The sequence below is a fragment of the Massilia sp. Se16.2.3 genome, from assembly GCF_014171595.1.
Lineage (GTDB): Bacteria > Pseudomonadota > Gammaproteobacteria > Burkholderiales > Burkholderiaceae_D > Telluria.
This window is the reverse complement of the sequence record NZ_CP050451.1, coordinates 3190364-3210382: the sequence shown is the minus strand read 5'-3', so window position 1 is coordinate 3210382 and position 20019 is coordinate 3190364. Positions and strand designations below refer to the sequence as shown.

Sequence of the window (20019 nt, the reverse complement as noted above, 5' to 3'; positions counted from 1 at the left end):
GCCGTTACCGCATTCGCATCGACAGGGGCCGCGGCTGCGGCCGGTGCAACACCCGGGCCGCGTGCAGCACCGACTCCACCGGCAAGGTGCGCATCGACACCAGCTGCAGCCTGCCGTTGGCACGCAGGATCTGGTCCAGCAGCGGCGCCATGCGCTCGGGCGCCACCAGGCCGTTCTGCATCGCGCGCAGGGCCTCGGCCAGCGCGATCGTCTGGGCGCGCACGGTGGCGATGCGGGTGCGCGTGGGCGCGTCCGGGTCGACCTGGGCCGCTTCGATCTTCTGGCGGATCTCGTTGTCGATGCCTTCGATGTTGTTCTGCTGCTGGACGATCTGACCGCGCAGCTGTTCCTGCCTGGCGAACATGGGTTTCAGGCCGAAGAAATACATCAGGAAGACGACACTGGCGGCCACCGCCGCGAACAGCAGCACGCGTTCGCGCAGCGTCAGCGCGTCGATGCGCGCGCCCAGGGCAATCAGGCGTTCTTTCATGGCTTGGGCGCCTCCGGGGTCGACTGCAGGCTGAACTCGACGTACGGTGCCGGCACGCTGGTAACGGCGCCGCTGGCGTCGCTGCGGGAAGTAGGCGCGCCCTGCACGATCTGCAGGCTGCCGAAGGCCTTGCCCCGCAGGACGGGTTCACGCGTCAGGCGGTTCAGGTAGCCCGGGACGCGCTCGGGGTCGAGGGCGCGGCCGCGCACGCCGATGTCGATGCCCGCGCCATTGATCTGTACCGAGCTCAGCCACAGGCCATCGACGTGCTGGCGTGCCAGTGCGCGGAAGTATTCGGCATAGCCCCGGGTATTGCCCAGCTCGCCGCGTTCGAGCACACCCGAGACCTGGCGCAGCGCGGCCAGCTGGCCTTCGGCTTCCGCCAGTTCGGCGTCGACGGCCGGGTTCTTCTGGCGCGGCGGGAATTCCGCCGTCACGCTCGCGAGGCGCGCCTTGCGCCCTTCGAGCAGGGCCGCGCCGACGTCGGCTTCCTTCTGCATGTTCGTCACGCGCCAGTTACCGTAGGCGTTGAGACCCGCGGTGCCGACGAACAGCACGGCGAGCGCCAGCGCCATCGTACGCGCCGAAAAGATCTTCTTCTGCTGCAGGAAGATCGGATTGAACAGGTTGATCTGCTGGGTCACAGCACCGTCTCCTCGTGGCGCAGGGCCGCGCCGAGCGGCACCAGGAAGCGTTGTTGCAGCCCCACGTCCGCCAGTTCCGGCGCGCGCGCGAAATCGAACACGGTGGCCAGGTCGAGCGTCTCGACCGGGGTGTACAGGTTGCTGGACAAGTATTCGTCGAGCCCGGTGATCGGCGACGGCGCCAGCACGAGTTTCGCCACGCTGATGAAGGAATACTGGCGCTCGAAGTTGTCGAGCGAGCGCTGCAGTTCCAGCGTGACGCGGTCGAAGGAGGCGTTCTTGCGGTCGTGGTCCTCGTCGAGCAGCTGGGCCAGCGCGATGTCGATACGGCGGGCCAGGTACAGTTCGCCCCGGTACGACACCGTCAGCAGGCCGCCGTCCTCGCCGAACGACAGCATGGCGACGCCGCGCCCGGCCGGTTCGACCAGCGCCGAGATATTGCGCTGGGCCATTTCAGGAATGTCGATGACGGACAGGTCGACCTTGGCGGCCGAAAACAGCTTCTGGCGCGCGCCGATCACGCTGTTGCGCGCGGCAACGGCGAACATCGAATGCTGGGCACGCACGGCGGCGTTGGCGTCGACCGGCAGGTCTGCCACGTCGATGGTCGCGTCGTCCACGTGGAAGTCGAGCAGGTCCTTCAGGCGCCAGCGCACCGCGGTTTTCAATTCGTCGACGGCCACGTTGGGGGCGTCGACGAGCAGGATCTGGTATTCGCCGGGCGAGAGCACGGTGATCGCGCGGTAGGCATGGGCATGCAGGTCGCGTCCGGCCTTTTCCAGCAGCTCGGCATGGTCGGTGCCGGCATAGAACACGGCCTGGCGCACCTGGGGCCGGACGTCCGGCGCGGTCTGCATGCTCACGGCGGAAAGACCATCGCGCTGCAGCGCGATCGCGAGCCACCCTTCTCTTTTCTTGGCTTTTCTGAAAAAATGCATGCGGACCGTATCGAGATTTCCGTGGGGTGACAGGAATGTGCACCGTAGCGCTTGATTATATTCAAGCTCACGCAAAAACGGACGAATAAATCCTGTCGGCAACAAAAAATACCGGATTTGCTGGATTAAGTGATGCTTAGAGGCATCAAATGCTGACTCAGTACACTTCGCGCATGTAGATCACAGGGCTGCGGTAGCGGCCGAAGGTGACGCGGCCGTTGGTGCTCGGCAGCCAGCTGCGCAGCTTGAACTGCACGCTGACCTGGCCATCGCGGCTGCGGCCGCTTGTCAGCTTGCCGGTCCGCTTCAGCCAGAGGGTGCCTTTACCCTGCGTGAGGTCGACCGGCTTGCCGTCGCCTGCAAGCACGTCGAGGCAGTTGTTCGGCCTGGACGCCGCGCTGGCCAGGCCATAGGTGCAGTCGATAAAGCTTGCGGTGTTGCTGTTCATGGCGCTCCCGGTCGGGTCCACGAAGCCGGGGTGGGCACGCCAGGTGCTGCCGTCCCAATATTCGACCTGGACCGCCAGCGGCGTCGGCAGGATATCGGTGCCGAGCGCGTTCGCGACTCTGGTACGGCCGTTGAGGACGTTGATGCCGCCCTCGCTCACCGCTTCAGGCGCACGCATGGACTTGATCTGTACCCTGGCACTGGTGCCCGTTCCGGTCAGGCGTACCTCGTCGGAGTTGGCGCGCAGGAACACCAGGCTCGGCGCGGTCCAGATGGTGGTCCGCGCATCTCCGGCCGTGTAGGGCTTGTCGAGTGCATAGGTCAAGGTGCCGGCGATCTCGCCATAGGAAACAAGCTTGGTGTTCGGGTCAGTCATCTTCAGCGGGGCGAACGAGGTCGCGGACGCGAAGTTCTTCGGCAGTACTGCGCCGCCCGAGGCCGCCACGGCCGTGAGGGTCACCGGCTTGTACCAGTCGCCAACGAAGTTCTTGACCGGGTCGCCATCCACGTTCTGCGCATAGACTTCGCCCCTGAAGTCCTGTCCCGCGTACACTGCCGGCATCGGCGCCTCGCTGTTCCAGTCGAACAGGCATTTCTTTTCCGTCGAAGTATTGCCGTCGTCGAGAGGACAGGCGAAAGGACCGAACAGATTCGTCGTGTAGTAGGCTGGATAGAAGCGGCCGACCGTCCGCTCGGCCGTAGGCCCGATATCGCCGACACCGAGATAATTGTCCAGCTTGGCAATGAAATTCGTGATGCCGACTTCGGTCCAGGCCTGGCTCATCACCGCCGACCCGCCGCCGCATTGAGTGATATCGCTCTCGCGCACCTCGCCGGCGCTGGGCTGGAAGGTCGTTGCGGTGTCGAGCTTGTTCTGCTGGACGCTCGCGAGCGTCGGCGCGAGCTTGCAGGTGGTGTCCGCGTTGCGCTTTTCGTTGCCGAAGTTCGGTGCCCACGGGTTCGCATCCTTCTCGGTCTTACCGTAGAGCAGCACACCAATCTCGACCGACAAGGGTTCGCCGGCCATGGCGAAGCCGGGATCGGTTGGCGCATGGTCGACCGGGTCTTCCACGCCGTCGCTCTCGCGTCGAATGCTCCGGAAGCCCAGCTTCCACGGACGCGAGACGAAGCTGGCCGAGGCCGTTTTTGTCCCTTGCAACAGGTTCAGTTGCACCGAACCGACATCGTCATAGGTGAAGCTGAAGGGAACCGATGCCACGTTCATCGGGAAGTTGACCTGGACGTCGGACGACCAGTCGGTCGCGCTGCCCGTCGCCGGCATTTGGCCATTGGATGTGCACCGCGGTAACAGGGTGCCCGCATAGCTGGCTCGTACACCGGCATTCGCGACCGGTTCGATGCAGCTCAGCGAAAATTTCATCGTCACCGGCGTCGCAACGGTCTTGCTCTGCGCGACGGCACGGTTGGCGGTATCGACGGCCGTCACGTAGATCGGCTGGGACGTCAGCGGTGTTTCGCCCGCGATGCGCGGCCCGGCATAGATGGAGCACGGTCCACTGTCCGTAGCCGCACCGATCGCCGACCCGATCGGACAAACGCCCTTCGTGAACACATACGCCGCGGCCGGTGTCGATGGGGGCGGCGGCGCCGCCTTGGCGACAATCGTGTGCGTGGCGCTGTTGTTGGCGGGCTTGTCGTCGTCCGCACCGCCGACGGTCACCTTGGTCGTCTTTTCGCCCGTGGAGGTCACGGCCGTCGTCAGTGTCAGTTCAGAGGAACTGCTTCCCGGCGCCACCGCCCCTGTATAGGTGCAGATCACGGTCTGGCCGGTGCTCGTCTGCGCGCCGGCCGAGCAGGACCAGTTGGTGCCGCTGGCGCTGGTGTAGCTGACGCCGACCGGCAACACGGTGGTGGCGGTCAGCGGTCCCGGCGCCGTGTACGGCCCGTTGTTCGACAGGACGATCTTGTAGTTCGCCGGCACCGTCACCTGCAGCTCCGTCGGGCCGGTCAGTGCCACCGTCATGTCCGATACCGGCAAGGTCGGCACCAGCAGCACCTCCGCGCCCAGCAGCACCAGGTCCTGCCCAGTCTGGTAAGAGGTGTCGACCACGGCGTCGTAGCCGGCCCAGATGGTCACGGTCGTGTCGTAGGCGTCGAAGTCCACGCCGTAGGAATTATTGTCGCCGTTGATGTTGCTGCGCGAGTTGAACTGGTTGCCGGCCGGGTTCATCGAATCGGTCAGCTCGGTGCCTTCGAACAGCAGACGCTCGCCGCCTCCGGACAGGGTGGTGTCGCCTTCCCAGGTGATGTGGCCGACGCGCGCCTTTTCCTTGACCGCGATCGCCGGCGAGGCCCAGCGGAAGTTCGATGCCGACACGTTCACGGTGCTGTTCTGGACGTAGCGGAAGCCTTCGTACAGGTTCAGCACGCGTTCCGGCTCGAGCGGGTGCGAATACACGACCAGCAGCGAAAAACCGCCCAGCACCGCCTGCGAGCCGCACCACGGATCGCCGTTGGACACCGACAAGCCCGAAAAGGAGTAAGTGCCGCTGCCCTTGGCCTTGACGATGCTGGTGACGTCAGCGGCCGCGCCGTAGTAATTGAGTCCTCCCCCGACGGTCGTGGAGGTGTGGCGGCGAGTGGCGCTCACGGCTGTGCCCTGCAGGGTGACGTTGTAGTCGCCCGTGCCCGAGCCGGCCCAGTACAGGTGGGCGGCCACGATAGTCGCCCCGAGTGGGATCGTCAGGTTGGCGGTGAGCGTGGAAGTGGGCGTATAGACCACGCAGGCGGCCGTGGCATCCCGGGTGCTGTTGGCGTAGGCGCGCCAGCTCACCTGGGTGCCGGTGAAGTTCATGCGGCCGTCATAGGCGGCATACAGGGCGATCGGCGTGTCGGCATGCGCCGGCCTGACAAGCAGCGCCAGCAACGCAAGCGCCAGCAGCGCGCCGAGGCGCCGGGAAAGGGAGCGCAGGATGGACATCACAGCTGCACCTCGATCACGCGCTGAACGTAGTCGGCGCTGTTGTTGGGCTGGATCAGCGGGTTCTGCTCGGTCGGGCATTCGGCGTAGGTCGCCGGGCAGGCCGTGGCGGTGATGATCGTCTGGAGCAAGGGCGCCGCCCCGACGTCCCTGCACTCGACGGTGACGGTGTAGTTGTTCAGCACCGAGCCGGCTGGCGGCCTGAACGAGAATTTCTGCACGCAGGCGCCGTTGATCCGCTTGCGAAACAGACCCCATTCGATGCCGGCACGGGCGGCCTGGTAGGCACGCGCACCGCTTTCGTCCAGCAGCGAGCTTTGCTGCTGGGTGGTGAACACCGACACCAGGGCCACGCCCAGGCCGGCCAGCACCACCAGCAGGAAGATGGCGGTCACCAGGCCGGAACCAAGGGCGCGGCGCCGCATGAGGGATGGAAAGCGCTGGATCATGGCGTATTGTCGACGTGAACCTGGTGGACGAGGCGCACCGCCGGGTCGGTGCCGTTACGGGTACGCAGGGCCAGCGTCAGGATGACGAGCGCGCTGGCGCGCACCTGCAGGTTGTCGGCGTTGTCGAGGGCGTTATCGTAGCGGAACAGGTTGGCGCAGGTGGAAACGCGCGTGGCCATGGTCGCCACGCGGCCACCAGTTGGCGCCGCCGCGGACATGGCAGGCGTGATCGTATAGCCCTCGTAGCGCCGCAGCACGAAGTTGCCGGGCGTTCCCTCGCAGCGGTAGGACACCGCACCGCTGACGACCTGGAAGCGCCGGCTGGGCGAAGGCATGGGTTCGCTTTGCTGCGCGAATGGGTTATCCGCCAGCAGGATAGTGCGTGTCGCGGTATCGATGTCGCTGTTTTTGGTGACACGAGCGGCGACGCGTGCGGCGTTGCGAAAAGCGCCCGCCGCGTTGATCTGATAGGCATCGACCGGCTCGATGCCGGGCCCCAGGTTGTAGACGACGACCAGGTCGCCCACATTGATATCGGCCCTGACCCAGCCGACGACGTCGAAGGCACGGTTGGCGCTGTTCTCGAAGTCGAGCGGATTGGTGCCCGCAGCCCCTTCGTCGGCGGCCAGATAGCGCCCGCCGGTGCTCGTCATCAAGAATTCGATGGCATCGCCGTTCGCGTTCACGCGCACGCTGTTGGGCAGGGCCAGGCGAATGTCGCGCGCCATGCGGCGCAGCGCCAGGTCGGCGTCGTCGGTGGTTTCGGCGCGCGCTACGGAATCCACATAGCCCTGGATCGGGGCGCGCAGGAAGACGGCGACGATGGCGCCGAGGATGCCGATGATGGCGATGACGAGCACCGCCTCGACCAGGGTGAAGCCGTGCTGTGCGCGGCGAATGGTGCGCGCGCTCATCGGAAATTCGGCGCGTAGCGCGCACGGTAGCCGTCGAGGACGACGGGGTCGCCGCTGGGCCCGCTGACGGTGATGCGGATGCGCAGCGCGTCGGCGTCGGCGGCACCGGCCGCGTTGGCGGCGGCAATGCCGCCGGCACCGATGGCGGCGGGGATGATGCTGACCGTGGCCGAATAGCCGCGCACGTCGATCGCACGGCCGGCGGCGTCGGTCAGCACATTGTTGAAGTTGAATGAGGCTTGTGGGGTATTCGGCTCGGTGACGTAGTCGTTGACGTTGTCATACGGGCGCACGGCGGAGGTGCCCGCTTCCCTGCCCCACAGCTCCTTGCCCGCGGTGCAATCGGCCGCGCTCGTTGCCGTATCGGCCTGGGCCGAGGTCGGATCGCAATAGGTGAACTGGGCCAGGCGCACTTCCTCGAGCAGGCCTTCGGCAATCATCAGGGCCTGCTTGCGCACCAGCGGGTCGGCGCTGTTGGCGGTGGTCATGGTAATGACGCGGATGATGCCAGCCAGCGCGATGCCGATGATGACCATGAACATGATCAGCTCGACCATGGTGACGCCGGCCTGTCGCCAGGGGCCAGGGGCCGCGGCGCGCACAGTCGATTCAGTTGACATAGCCGGTCTCCGGTTCGATGCCGATCTCGTTTGTCGTGCCATTGCCGGTGATGGTGATGGCGGCGCGCGTGTTGCCGATGCCGATGGCACGACCGAGGGCGTCGAAGCGGAAGCTGGCGACCGGCACCGTCATGGTAACGCCCGCCGGGCGTCCTTCGCACATCCATGTGGTCGAGGCGCAGGCCGTGCGGGTCGCCGTGCTGTCGCTGTTGCCGCCGCCGGGCGCGAGCACCCGGTCGGCGGCATCGCAGGTCCCGCCGGCTCCGCTGACGTCGGTCTGGCACAGGGCGATGCGATCGGCGGTAAGGAAGACATGGACCTGGCGGTTGCGGGCGATCGCCACCTTCTGGCCGTAGCGCAGAACGGCGCGCACCTGTTCAGTCCAGGCGGCGGTGTCGTAGGAGGAGCGTTCGAAGAAGCGGTTGGCGGCAATGGCGCCGACAATACCGACGAGGATGAGGACGACGATGAGTTCCACCATGGTGAAGCCATGGTGGAGGCGAGCCAGGTGGCCGGGAACGCGACGGAAGGGTCGAAGTTGCAGGCCGGCCACGCTAGCTCAGGTACTAATTACTGGCACGAAGCAGCGGTTGCTGCGGTAGTGCCGGTGCCGACCAGGGTCGCGGTCGGTGCGGTGTTGGCACCCAGGGCAGCGGTGTACAGCACGTAGCAGGTGGTGGCGGCAGTGGTGCCCACCAGGCTGTTCGGGACCAGGGCGAACTGGTTGGCGCCCGAGATGCTTGGAACGCCGGTGCCGGCAGGCGAATCCTTGGTATAGATCGTGTAGTCGGCAGCGCCCAGGCCGGCCGCTTCAGCCAGCTTGGCCGATGCGGTCGGGTATTGCGAACCGGTGGTGTCCATCGGAACTACGACGCCTTCGACGGTCACGTTGCCACCGGTCATCGCGGTCGGGCTGACCAGCACTTTGCCGTGAATCATGGCCGAGGTCGACAGCAGGGAGCCGCGGGCGGCGTTGATGCTGGCCAGGCGGGCTTCACCGCTCAGGTTGGTGAACTTCGGCAGCGCGGTCGCGGCCAGGATGCCCAGGATGACGATGACGACGATCAGTTCGATCAGGGTGAAACCGCCTTGCGACGCTTTGATGCTCTTGTTCATTGATTGTTCTCCGAGAGGGATAAGTGCGGATCAGATGCCGCTTGGTTAGGTGTTGTGGCTGTCTGATCAGGGATCTGATCGAGTACCAGGCCGGTGGTGACCTTGTTCCGTCCACTGCTATCGACCGGACTGGGCACGCGAATGAATTTTACCTTGAACATGAGAAATTTTGATGTTTCCCAAGAAAAAGATTTTGCCACGCTAGGCAGATAGACAAGGGTGTGATCCACCTTGTCGAAGTACCAATTCCCTGTCGGAAGTTCATCCTTTTCGGGTGCATAGTACTCGCCGAGGTAGTTTTGCGGGCGCTTCATGAGCCAATCCATCGGATTTTGATATGCAAGTGCTATCAAACCGTCCTCGCCCCTTGTCGAAATGACTTGGGCGGAGCGCACCGCCAGCGCCGTGCGCAGCGAACCGATGAGTTGTTTTACTGCGACGCGCTCGCTTTCGCCGATGTAGGTGATGATGCTGTTCAACAACACTCCAGCCAGCAGCGAGGCCGCGATGGCGCCCAGCGCCAGCTCGAACAGGCTGGCGCCACGCTGCTTGTCGCTGCGCAGGGTCCGCATCAACGGTGCAGGGCCGCCTGGCCCAGGTCCCAGATCGGCAGGAAAATGCCGAGCGCCATCACCAGCACCATCACGCCGAGGAAGGTAATCAGGATCGGCTCGATCTGGCTCGACAGGGTTTTCAGTTCGTAGTCGACCTCGCGCTCGTACATCAGGGCGATCTCGTCCATCAGGTCGTCGAGCGAGCCGGTTTCCTCGCCCACGGCAATCATCTGCAGCACGATCGGAGTGAACACGTTCGCCGCGGTCGAGGTACGCAGGATGCTTTCGCCGCGTTCGACGCCGTCGCGCATCTGTTCGATGCGGGCGGACAGGTAGGCATTGTCGGCCGTCTGCGACACCACCGTCAGCACCTGCACCACCGGCACGCCGCTGCGCATCGACAGCGCGAAGCTGCGCGCGAAACGGGCCATGGTCGCTTTCAGCATGATCTTGCCGGCGATCGGGAAACGCAGCTTGCGCTGGTCCCAGGCATAGCGCCCTTTCGGCGTGTTCACCCAGGAGCGAAAGCCCAGCCAGGCGCCGATGCCGAGGCCCGCCAGCAGCCCCCAGTAGTCGACCGTGAAGCGCGAGGTCGCCATCAGGATGCGTGTCATCAGGGGCAGCGTCGCGTGGAAGCTGTCGAACACCTTGGCGAACTGCGGGATCACGAACATGTTCACCACCAGCATGGCGACGACCATGGCGATCATCACGAAACTGGGGTAGCGCAGCGCCGCCTTCACGCGGTCGCGCATGTCGCGGTCGAATTCCAGGTGGTCGAACAGGCGCAGGAACACTTCTTCCAGCCGGCCCGTCATTTCGCCCACCCGTATCATCGACAGGTAGAAATTCGAGAAGATGTCGTTGTGGCGGCGCATCGCGGCCGACAGTTCGCGGCCCGAATCGAGCGACTCGCGCAAGTCCTTGATCACGCGCGCAAAAGCCGGGCTGGTGCTCGATTCCTGCAGGCCGTTCAGGCCGCGCATGATCGGCACGCCCGACTTCAACAGGGTGTGCATCTGGCGGCTGAAGAGCTGCACGTCCATCGACGTGACTTTCTTCTCGCGCAGGCGATCCCGGGTGGCCTGCATGCCGCCGCCGGCGGCCACGTCGGCCGGGTCGCGCCGGGTGGCGACGATTTCGACAGGCGTCACGCCCGTGCCGAACAGCTGGTCGGCAATCGCGCCGGCGTCAAGCCCCTCGAGCACACCGTGCATCAGTTCGCCGCGCGAATTGCGGCCCTTGTAGGCAAAGAAGGGCATTATTCCTCGACCTGGTTACTGATGCGCATCGCTTCGGAGATCGTCGTGCGGCCCTGCACGGCCAGTGCAACGCCGTGGCGGCGCAGCGTTTCGCCCTTCATCTCGGCGTGGGCCACCTTCAGGAAGTGGGCCGGGTCCGGGTGGTTCGCCGCATCCGTCACGGCGCGCGTCATTTCCAGCAATTCGTAGACACCGGTACGCCCGCGGTAGCCGGTACCGTTGCAATGAGAGCAGCCCTTGCCAATGAAGAACTGCTGCTGGCCGACCAGGTCGCCCAGTTCGGCTCGCAGCCAGGTCTGTTCGGCCGGCGTCGCCGCGTGCGGCGTGCTGCAGCTTTCGCAGATCACGCGCACCAGGCGCTGGGCCAGCACGGCCTGGAGCGAGCCGCCGACCATGTAGCGCGGCACGCCCATGTCCATCAGGCGCAGCGGCGTCGACGCCGCGTCGTTCGTGTGCAGGGTGGAGAGCACCAGGTGACCCGTCATCGCGGCGCGCAGGCCGATCTGGGCGGTTTCCTGGTCGCGCATCTCGCCGACCAGCACGATGTCCGGATCCTGGCGCAGGGCTGAACGCAGCACGCGGGCAAAGGACAGCTCGATCTTGTCGTTCACCTGCACCTGGTTGATGCCCTTCAGGCGGTATTCGACCGGGTCTTCGACCGTGATCAGCTTCTTTTCCACCGAATTGAGCTCGGCCAGGGCGCTGTACAGGGTGGTGGTCTTGCCACTACCCGTGGGGCCGGTCACCAGCACCAGGCCGTTCGGACGCTGCACCATGGCGCGGAAGCGTTCCAGCAGCCGGTGCGGCATGCCGATCGCTTCCAGGCGCAGCGTCGTATTGCCCTGGTTCAGGAGTCGCATGACGACCGATTCGCCATAGGCCGTCGGCATGGTCGAGATACGCACGTCGATGCGCTGGTTCTTCACCTTGACGGCGAAGCGGCCATCCTGCGGCAAACGCTTTTCCGAGATATCCAGGTCGGCCATCAGCTTCAGGCGCAGGGCCAGGGGCGTGGCGACCTTGATATCGGCTTCGGTCTGCAGGTGCAGCACGCCGTCGATACGGAAGCGGATCTGCAGGCGCCCTTCTTGCGGCTCGATGTGGATGTCGGACGCGCGCACCTGGGCGGCGTCGTCGAACACCGACTGCAACAGCTTCACCACCGGCGCTTCTTCCAGGCCCGGATTGGCCGTCATGGCGCCGAAGTCGACGAAAGCGTCGCCGATGTCGGCTTCCACTTCCTTGGCGAAGTCGGTGATGTCGCCGGTGCGGCGGTAGATGCGGTCGATCGTGTGCAGCACCTCGGTCTCGTTGACCACGGCCAGCTCGACGGTCTTCTTCAGCAGGCGCGCGATCTCGTCGTAGGCGAACAGGTCGGTCGGATCGGACACGCCCACGAGCAGGGTCTCGCGGCGGTCTTCCAGCACCAGCGCGCGAAAGCGCCGCGCGGCCGTTTCCGGCAGCATGCGCACGAGTGCGTCGCTGATGTTGTAGAACTTGAGGTTGATGTAGGGGATGTTCAGCTGGCGTGCGAGCGCGCCCGAGATCTGGTCTTCGGTGACGAAACCGTTCTCGACGAACACCCGCCCGAGCTTGCGCCCGCTGCGCTTTTGCTCGGCGAGCGCCTGGTTCAGCTGCTCTTCCGAGAGCAGCTTCTGTTGCATCAGCACTTCCCCGAGCCGGACTTTTTCTGGCCTTGCCATGCTTCCCCTTGCCAATCGACGTGAAAATGCGATCCATTCTAAGGCAGATAGTCCAAATATTGACCAACGGCATTACTTGTTGGCCCGAAGTTGGCGCCGAATGTGGCTGATTGGCCGCGCTCAGCAATGGCTTCCGTGTAAGATAAATAAGAAACCCGAGGCTTCCAAGCAAGGACCCCATGCATGATCAAACACCGGCGCGCCGCCGCATCTACCTGATGCGCCACGGCAGCGTGACCTACTTCGACGCCGCCGGCAAGCCGCAGCTGCCCGAACAGGTGCCCCTGAACGCCGACGGCCGCGCCCAGGCCGATGCCGCCGGGGCCGCCTTCGCCGCCGCCGGCGTGCGCTTCGACCGCGTGATCGTCTCCGGCTTGCCCCGTACCGTGGAGACGGCGGCCCGGGTGCTGGCCGCGACCGGGCAGCAGATCGCCGTCGACACCTGGCCAGCGCTCCATGAAATCAAGGGAGGCCGCCTCTCCGCCATCCCGACCGACGAACTGAAACGCGCCTTCACCGGCGCCTTCGAGGGTGTCGTCGTCCCCGGACCAGCGCTTCCCGGCGGGCGAATCCGTCGGCGAACTGATGGACCGCGTCCACCCGGAAATCGCCCGCCTGCGCGCCGACCCTGACTGGGACACGGTGCTGCTGGTGCTGCACGGCGGCGTCAACTGCGCCATCCTGTCGCTGGCGCTGACGGGGCAACGCACCTTCCTCGGCGGCCTGGTCCAGTCCGCGGGCTGCATCAACGCACTCGACGTCGGGCAGGAGCCGGCCGACTGGGTGGTGCGCTTCGTCAACCACGTGCCCCCCGCTCCGCTGCAGCCGGGCGTGCGCAGTACGACCATGGAAGAGCTGTTCGCGCAATATCGCCGCTCGCGCTGAAAGGCTGGGGTCAGGTCTGACATTCGGACACGAGCCCAGCCGTTCGCCACTGTGGAAGCTTACAAAGACTGAGTCCGTGTCCATTTGTCAGACCCGCTGAAAGGCGGGGGTCAGGTCTGACATTCGGACACGAGCCCAGCCGTTCGCCACTGTGGAAGCTTACAAAGGCTGAGTCCGTGTCCATTTGTCAGACCTGACCCCAGCCGTTTTGGTCACAAAGGCTGAGTCCGTGTCCATTTGTCAGACCTGACCCCAGCCGTTTTGGCTGCCAATTTAATAGTACGGTCGTTCGTTTCATCGGCTACAATCATTCGACCAACACACGAGGAGGAGACGCCAGTGTATGAAGAAATGATGGGCACCAAGCCGGTGTCCGAGCGCCAGAAATTCGACGTCGACGCACTCGACGCCTGGCTGAACGCGAATGTGCCGGACATCGGCCGCGGCCCGCTGCAGGTCGAGCAGTTCAAGGGTGGCCAGTCCAACCCCACTTTCAAGCTGAAGAAGGGCGAGCGCCAGTACGTGCTGCGCACCAAGCCCGGCCCGGCGGCAAAACTGCTGCCCTCCGCGCACGCGATCGACCGCGAATACCGCGTCATGAACGCGCTGCATGGCGCCGGCTTCCCGGTGCCGCGCCAGATTGCGCTCTGCACCGACGAATCGGTGATCGGCCGCGCTTTCTTCCTGATGGATTTCGTCGAAGGCCGGGTGCTGTGGGACCAGTCCCTGCCGGGCATGACGCCAGCCGAGCGCGGCGCCATCTATGACGAGATGAACCGCGTGATCGCGCTGCTGCACACGACGGACTATGCCGCCATTGGTCTGGCCGACTACGGCAAGCCCGGCAATTACTTTGCGCGCCAGATCGAGCGTTGGACGAAGCAGTACCAGGCCTCGATCACCGAGCCGATCCCGGCAATGGACCAGCTCATCGAATGGCTGCCGAAAAACATCCCGCCGGGCGAAGATACGTCCATCGTGCATGGCGACTTCCGGCTGGACAACATCATCTTCCATCCGAGCGAACCGCGCATCCTGGCCGTGCTCGACTGGGAGCTCTCCACCCTGGGCCATCCGCTGGCCGACTTCTCTTACCATTGCATGAGCTGGCACATCCCGCCAGGCAAGTTCCGCGGCATCGGCGGGCTCGACCTGCAAGCACTCGGCATTCCCGAGCAGCAGGACTATATCGCCCGTTACTGCGCACGCACCGGCAAGACGATCCGCCCGGAAGATTTCAATTTCTACCTGGCCTACAACATGTTCCGCCTCGCCGGCATCATGCAGGGCATCATGAAGCGCTATGTCGACGGCACCGCCGCCAGCGCCCAGGCCCTGGAAAACGGCAAGGCCGCGCGTCCCATGGCCGAGATGGCCTGGAAGTTCGCCAACCAATAAGAGGACAGCATGGATTTCGACTACTCCGACCGCTGCAAGGAACTCCGCAGCACACTGCTCGCCTTCATGGACGAGCACATCTATCCGAACGAAAAGGCCTACAAGGAAGAAGTCGACCGCAATGGCGCGGCCGGCAACCGCTGGGTACCGACGCAGATCATCGAGCGCCTGAAACCGATCGCGCGTGAACAGGGCCTGTGGAACCTGTTCCTGCCGAAGTCCCGGCGGGCGCCCGAAGGCCTGTCCAACCTGGACTACGCCCCCCTGTGCGAAATCATGGGCCGCGTCGGCTGGGCGCCGGAGGTGTTCAACTGCTCGGCACCGGACACCGGCAACATGGAGACCCTGGAACGCTACGGCCTGGAAGAACACAAGCAGCAGTGGCTCGAACCCCTGCTGCGCGGCGAGATGCGCTCGGCCTTTGCCATGACCGAGCCTGACGTCGCCTCGTCGGACGCGACCAATATCGCCACCCGCATCGAAAAGGACGGCGATGAATACGTCATCAATGGCCACAAGTGGTGGATCTCGGGCGCGGGCGATCCGCGCTGCCGGATCTTCATCGTCATGGGCAAGACCGATCCGAACGCGGCGCGCCACCAGCAGCAGTCGATGATCCTCGTGCCAAGCGACACGCCGGGCATCACCATCAAGCGTCCGCTGCCCGTGTTCGGCTACGACGACGCGCCGCACGGCCACTGCGAAATCCTGTTCGAGAACGTGCGTGTGCCGGCCTCGAACATCCTGCTCGGCGAAGGACGCGGCTTCGAGATCGCCCAGGGCCGCCTGGGACCTGGCCGCATCCACCACTGCATGCGCGCCATCGGCGTGGCCGAGCGCGCCCTCGAATTGATGTGCAAGCGGCTGGAGGCCCGCGTCGCCTTCGGACGCAAGGTCTCCGAACAGGGCGTCTGGCGCGAGCGCATCGCCGAGTCGCGCATCCGCATCGACGCGGCGCGCCTGCTGACCCTGAAAACGGCCTACATGATGGACACGGTCGGCAACAAGGGCGCGCAGGCCGAGATCGCGATGATCAAGGTGCTGGCGCCGACGGTGGCCCAGCAGGTGCTGGACTGGGCGATCCAGGCCCACGGCGCCGCCGGCGTCTCGGACGACTTCCCGCTGGCTTACCAGTGGGCCGGCAACCGCACCCTGCGCCTGGCCGACGGCCCGGACGAGGTGCACCGCAATGCCATCGCCAAACTGGAACTGGCCAAATACCTTGCCAAACCGGCTTGACCATCCGTCATGACCTGTTGCTGAGGGTCTACAGATAGGAAGGAAAGCGGCCCGGCGCGGCCCGGCCGCTTTCCCGTGGGCGGCCGCGTCCATTACCATGGACGCCGGCCGCCCGCCCCCCTTCGGTCGTCCATCCTGTCTGGATCCTCTTTGTTTTCCTTCCGCCGCCCTGCCCTGCCTTCGATCCGTTCGAAGCTGATCACCCTTGTCCCGGCCAGCATGTTGCCGATCATGCTGGGGGCGATCGCCCTCGTGCGCGACGCCGGGCAGCGCGAACAGGAACACGTGGCACGCGATGCCGCCACCGTCACGCGCGCCCCCCGGTGGCCGCCCTCGACCGGGAACTCGACAGTGCCGAATCGGCCGCACGCGTCGCCGCCGCCTGGCCGACCCCGGCGCCGGATTCGCTCGATCGCTTCCATGAACACGCACGCCAGCTGCTGCGGCCGGAATTCACCGGCCATGCCTTCGTCCTCAGCGGCAGGGGACGGTGCAACCCTGCTGCACACGCGCTATCCCTACGGCAGCGCGGTGCCGGCGCCCGGCAATGCCGAAGAGGTGGCGGCGGTGCTGCGCCACGGCGACGGCCGCACGTCCAGCCTGTATCGCAGCAGTCCCGATCAGCCCCGGGTGGTATCGAGCGACGTGCCGGTATGGCAAGGCGGCAAGGTGGCCTACGTGCTGTCGGTCCAGCAGCGGCCCAGGCGCGTGGCCGACTTGCTGGCGGCGCAACAGCTGCCGCCGGGCTGGAGTGCCGAGGTATTCGACCGCAAAGGGCGCATGGTCGCCCGCAACGACGGACTATTCGAGGTCGGCGCAGGCATGAACGCCGGGCTGGCCGCCGCGATTCCCGGCGCGGCCGAGGGCGCCCTGCTCCGTCCTGGCGGCGACAACGGGGCGCCATGGCACACGGCCTGGTCGCAATCGCAGCGGCACGGCTGGACGGTGGCCCCGGGCTACCCCGACGATGCGGCCCGCACGCTGCTTGGCAACACGCTGCCGGCGACGATCGCCGCGTCTAGCGCCCTGCTGGCCCTTGGCCTGGTGCTGGCCTGGCACATCGGCGGGGCCATCGCACGCGCGGTGGGCGCGCTCGGCGCACCGGCCGTCGCGCTCGGGCGCGGCGAGGCCCTGGTCCTGCCGCCCGCGGCCATCCGCGAGGCAGCCGTCGTCGGCGACGCCCTGCGCCAGGTCGAAGCCGAGCTGGTGGGTTACCGCGGCCGCCTCGAGTCGCTGGTCGATGCCCGCACCGCCGAGCTCGAGCAACTCAATGCGCGCGTGGAAACCGTTTATGCAACGGCGCCGGTGGGCCTCTGTTTCGTCGACCGGGCGCTGCGCTTCGTGATGATCAACGACTACCTGGCGGCGATCAACGCGGTGCCGGCGCGCAGCCACATCGGCCGCACCCTGCCCGAACTGCTGGGCGAGCCCGGCACCGCCTTCGAGGCGCCCTACCGGCAGGTGCTCGAGACGGGCCGGCCCCTGCTCGACCTGGAAGCGTCCGGCGACGTGCCGGCGCGCCCGGGCGTGATGCGCCACTGGCTGTCGAGCTACTATCCCGTGTTCGGCCCCGGGAACGAGCTGGTCGGCATCAACGCGGTCGTGATCGACATTACCGAGCGCAAGCTCCTCGAGCAGCAGAACCGCGACAACCAGGAGATGTTCCGCGTACTGTTCGAGGCCTCGCGCGATGCCCAGGCACTGCTGGCCTACAAGGCCAACTTCGTCAGCGCCAACCCGGCAGCGGCCGCGCTGTTCGGCTATGCGCGCGTCGAGGACTTGCTGATGCTCTCGCCCGCCAGCGCCTCGCCCCCGTTCCAGCCCTGCGGCACCCCCACGGCGGAACTGGCGGCCCAGTACATGCGCCGCGCCCCGGACGAAGGCGGTGTCCAGTTCGAGTGGGTGCACCAGCGCGCCGACGGCAGCCCCTTCCACGCCGACGTCAAGCTCTCCAGCCTGAACATCGGCGGGCCCGGCATGATGCAGGTGACGATGCGCGACATCAGCGCCCGCGTGGCTGCCGACGCCGCCCTGCGCGCCACGAGTGCCCGGTTGCGCCGGCGCGAACGTTTCATTCGCACCGTCACCGACAACCTGCCGGCCCCGGTCAGCTACTGGGACGCCGACGAGCGCCTGCGCTTTGCCAACCGGCCCCTGCTCGAGTGGATGGGCCATAGCGAGGAGGAGGCGCTTGGCCGATCCTCCGACGAGCTCGTGCCCGAGCGCGTACGCCTGCCCTTCGCACCCTATGCCAGCGGCGTGATGGCGGGCGAGCCCCAGCGTTTCGAGTGCGAATTGCGCAACGCCGCGGGCGAACCGGTCCACATCTGGGGCAACTATTTGCCCGACATCGACAAGGACGGGCGCGTGCGCGGTTCCTACAAGCTGCACCTGGACATCACCGACCTGAAGCGTACCGAGGACCGCCTGGTGCAGGCCCTGCGCGAAGCCGAGACCGCCAGCCGGGCGAAAAGCGAATTCCTCGCCAACATGAGCCACGAGATCCGCACGCCGATGAATGCCATCGTCGGCCTGGCGCGCCTGCTGCAGGAAGCGCCGCTCGCTCCCCGCGAGCGCGGCCACGTCGCCCATATCGCGGCCGCTTCCAAATCCCTGCTGGGCCTGCTCAACGACCTGCTCGATTATTCGCGTATCGAGTCCGGCCGGATCGGACTGGAACAAGTGCCCTTCCGTCTCGACGCCACGCTGCAGAGCATTGCGATTCTCAGCGCACCCGGCGCCCGGAACAAGGGCGTCGAGCCGGTCTTCGCCGTCGCGCCGGGCGTGCCCGCCACGCTGCGCGGCGACCCGGGCCGCCTCGAGCAGATCCTGCTGAACCTGGTCGGCAATGCCGTCAAGTTCACGCAGCAGGGCGAAGTCGTGCTGGCAGTAGAGGTCGCGGCGCGCTCGGCAACTGAAGTACGCCTGCGCTTTGCCGTGCGCGACACCGGCATCGGCATCGCCGCGGGCGAACAGGCGCGCCTCTTCGAAGCCTTTACCCGGGGCGACAGTTCGACCCGCCGCAAGTACGGCGGTGCCGGCCTGGGGCTGTCGATCGCGCGCCGCCTGGTCGGCCTGATGGGCGGCACGCTCGCCGTCGACAGCCGTCCCGGCGCGGGGTCGACCTTCCATTTCGAGCTCGCGTTCGGCCTGGCCGCTGCGGAGATCGAGGGCCGGCTGGCGCCAGCCGCGCCGCGCCGCGCCCCGGTGATCGAGGCCAACGACAGCGCCGCCGCCGCCCTGTGCGCGGCATTGCAAGGCTACGGCTGGGAGACGGCCTGCGCCGCCAGCGTGGACGAAGCGCTGTCACTGGTGCGCGAGACGACGGGCTTCGACCTGGTGTTCGCCGCCCCTGCCTCGGCGTCCTGCACGCAGCTGGCAAGCGCGGCCGGGCTGCCACCGGTCGTGCTCGTCGCCGCCGAGCCGCAATGTGCGCGCCATGTCGCGTCGGTGGCAGGGCTGGAAGTAGCCGGCACCCTCGCCAAGCCCTTCACGCCGTCGGCGCTGCACGCCCTGCTTTCCGAACTGGCCGGCGCCGCGCCCGCCCAAGCGCTGCCGGCCCCGCCCCTGGCGGCGCGCCTGGCCGGCCTGCGCGTGCTGGTGGCCGAAGACAACCCCGTCAACCAGGAAGTGGCGCGCCACATCCTGCTGCACGCGGGCGCCCAGCCGAGCTTTGCAGGCGACGGGCGCGCCGCGCTGGAACTGCTGGGCGAGCGCGGCGCGGACTTCGATGTCGTGCTGATGGACTTGCAGATGCCGGTCATGAACGGTTTCGACGCCACCGCCGCGATCCGCGCCCGCGGCTTGACGCTGCCCGTGGTGGCGATGACGGCCAACGCCATGGACGAGGACCGGCGCGCCGCGCTGGCCGCCGGCATGGACGCGCACCTGGCCAAGCCGGTCGATGTCGACGACCTGGTTGCGACGCTGGCACGCGTGTCCGGGCGCGCGGCGCAGGCCGCAAGCCTGCCGTCCGCGCAGCTCCCTGCGGCGCGCGACGATGTCGTGCCCGGCATCGCCCTGGCCGAGGCCCTGCCGCGCTTCGGCGGCGACCTGGCCCGTTTCACCGCCGTGTTCCAGCGCTTCGCCGCTGGCCAGGAAGGCACGGCCGCCGCCCTGCGCGCGCGCCTGGACCGGGGCGAGCGTGGCGAGGCCGCGCAAGACCTGCACCGCCTGCGCGGCGTGGCCGCCAACCTCGGCGCGGTCGATGTGGCAGCGGTGGCGCTGGCCCCGAGCTGGCCCTGCCGCACACGGACGGTGCCGCCCTCGATGCCCACCTGGCGGCGCTGGAGGCCGCGCTGGCGACGATGGCGGATGTGGCGCGCACGCTGGCGCCCGCGCAGTCGGCGGCGCCCGCCGGCCGCGCCGAGGCGACGCAGGACGCGTTGGCGCAACTCTGCGAACTACCCAGAATAACAA

The 20019-nt window shown here is 66.6% G+C and carries 15 protein-coding genes and 1 pseudogene; 4 read left to right on the top strand and 12 right to left on the bottom strand.

The window, feature by feature from the left end:
- Positions 1 to 4: 4 nt before the first annotated feature.
- The 12 genes from gspM to G4G31_RS14625 all read right to left on the bottom strand — a co-directional run bounded on the left by gspM (position 5) and on the right by G4G31_RS14625 (position 12078).
- Complete coding sequence (gene gspM, locus G4G31_RS14680) at positions 5 to 490, bottom strand: type II secretion system protein GspM (RefSeq protein ID WP_229425002.1); 486 nt, start codon at positions 488 to 490, stop codon at positions 5 to 7.
- Complete coding sequence (locus G4G31_RS14675) at positions 487 to 1134, bottom strand: PilN domain-containing protein (protein ID WP_182988303.1); 648 nt, start codon at positions 1132 to 1134, stop codon at positions 487 to 489. The genes gspM and G4G31_RS14675 overlap by 4 nt, the downstream gene beginning before the upstream one ends.
- Positions 1131 to 1991, bottom strand: coding sequence for an agglutinin biogenesis protein MshI (locus tag G4G31_RS14670; protein ID WP_308602476.1), 861 nt, complete (start codon positions 1989 to 1991; stop codon positions 1131 to 1133). Before G4G31_RS14670 ends, G4G31_RS14675 begins: the two co-directional genes overlap by 4 nt.
- A 238-nt stretch (positions 1992 to 2229) precedes the next feature.
- The gene (locus G4G31_RS14665) at positions 2230 to 5460 is read right to left on the bottom strand and encodes a DUF11 domain-containing protein (protein ID WP_183108368.1); all 3231 of its coding nucleotides are present in this window, start codon (positions 5458 to 5460) and stop codon (positions 2230 to 2232) included.
- Entirely contained in the window at positions 5460 to 5909 is a 450-nt protein-coding gene (locus G4G31_RS14660; RefSeq protein ID WP_182988300.1) for an agglutinin biogenesis protein MshP, read from the bottom strand. Before G4G31_RS14660 ends, G4G31_RS14665 begins: the two co-directional genes overlap by 1 nt.
- Positions 5906 to 6823 (bottom strand): prepilin-type N-terminal cleavage/methylation domain-containing protein, encoded by a 918-nt coding sequence (locus tag G4G31_RS14655; RefSeq protein ID WP_182988299.1) that lies wholly within the window; start codon positions 6821 to 6823, stop codon positions 5906 to 5908. The genes G4G31_RS14660 and G4G31_RS14655 overlap by 4 nt, the downstream gene beginning before the upstream one ends.
- A complete protein-coding gene (locus G4G31_RS14650) occupies positions 6820 to 7443 on the bottom strand; it encodes a type II secretion system protein (protein WP_182988298.1) in 624 nt (207 codons plus the stop codon). The genes G4G31_RS14655 and G4G31_RS14650 overlap by 4 nt, the downstream gene beginning before the upstream one ends.
- Positions 7433 to 7924: a Tfp pilus assembly protein FimT/FimU gene (locus G4G31_RS14645; RefSeq protein ID WP_182988297.1), complete on the bottom strand. Its 492-nt coding sequence runs from the start codon at positions 7922 to 7924 to the stop codon at positions 7433 to 7435. Before G4G31_RS14645 ends, G4G31_RS14650 begins: the two co-directional genes overlap by 11 nt.
- Before the next feature lie 89 nt (positions 7925 to 8013).
- Positions 8014 to 8559, bottom strand: coding sequence for a type II secretion system protein (locus G4G31_RS27885; protein ID WP_182988296.1), 546 nt, complete (start codon positions 8557 to 8559; stop codon positions 8014 to 8016).
- Positions 8556 to 9134, bottom strand: a complete 579-nt coding sequence (locus G4G31_RS14635; RefSeq protein ID WP_182988295.1) for a hypothetical protein — start codon at positions 9132 to 9134, stop codon at positions 8556 to 8558. Before G4G31_RS14635 ends, G4G31_RS27885 begins: the two co-directional genes overlap by 4 nt.
- On the bottom strand, positions 9131 to 10375 hold the full coding sequence (locus G4G31_RS14630) for a type II secretion system F family protein (RefSeq protein WP_182988294.1): 1245 nt from the start codon (positions 10373 to 10375) through the stop codon (positions 9131 to 9133). Before G4G31_RS14630 ends, G4G31_RS14635 begins: the two co-directional genes overlap by 4 nt.
- On the bottom strand, positions 10375 to 12078 hold the full coding sequence (locus G4G31_RS14625) for a GspE/PulE family protein (protein ID WP_182988293.1): 1704 nt from the start codon (positions 12076 to 12078) through the stop codon (positions 10375 to 10377). Before G4G31_RS14625 ends, G4G31_RS14630 begins: the two co-directional genes overlap by 1 nt.
- Before the next feature lie 179 nt (positions 12079 to 12257).
- On the opposite strand from G4G31_RS14625, the pseudogene G4G31_RS14620 reads away from it, so the two are divergent.
- The 4 genes and pseudogenes from G4G31_RS14620 (at position 12258) to G4G31_RS14605 (ending at position 20016) form a co-directional block, all read left to right on the top strand.
- Positions 12258 to 12963, top strand: a pseudogene (locus tag G4G31_RS14620) (histidine phosphatase family protein).
- A 354-nt stretch (positions 12964 to 13317) separates the two neighbouring features.
- Positions 13318 to 14361 carry a phosphotransferase gene (locus G4G31_RS14615; protein ID WP_182991795.1) on the top strand — a complete coding sequence of 348 codons (1044 nt, stop codon included), beginning with the start codon at positions 13318 to 13320 and terminating at the stop codon, positions 14359 to 14361.
- Between the two features lie 9 nt (positions 14362 to 14370).
- On the top strand, positions 14371 to 15600 hold the full coding sequence (locus G4G31_RS14610) for an acyl-CoA dehydrogenase family protein (protein ID WP_182988292.1): 1230 nt from the start codon (positions 14371 to 14373) through the stop codon (positions 15598 to 15600).
- 150 nt (positions 15601 to 15750) lie between these two features.
- A complete protein-coding gene (locus G4G31_RS14605) occupies positions 15751 to 20016 on the top strand; it encodes a PAS domain-containing protein (RefSeq protein ID WP_182988291.1) in 4266 nt (1421 codons plus the stop codon).
- Positions 20017 to 20019: the final 3 nt, after the last annotated feature.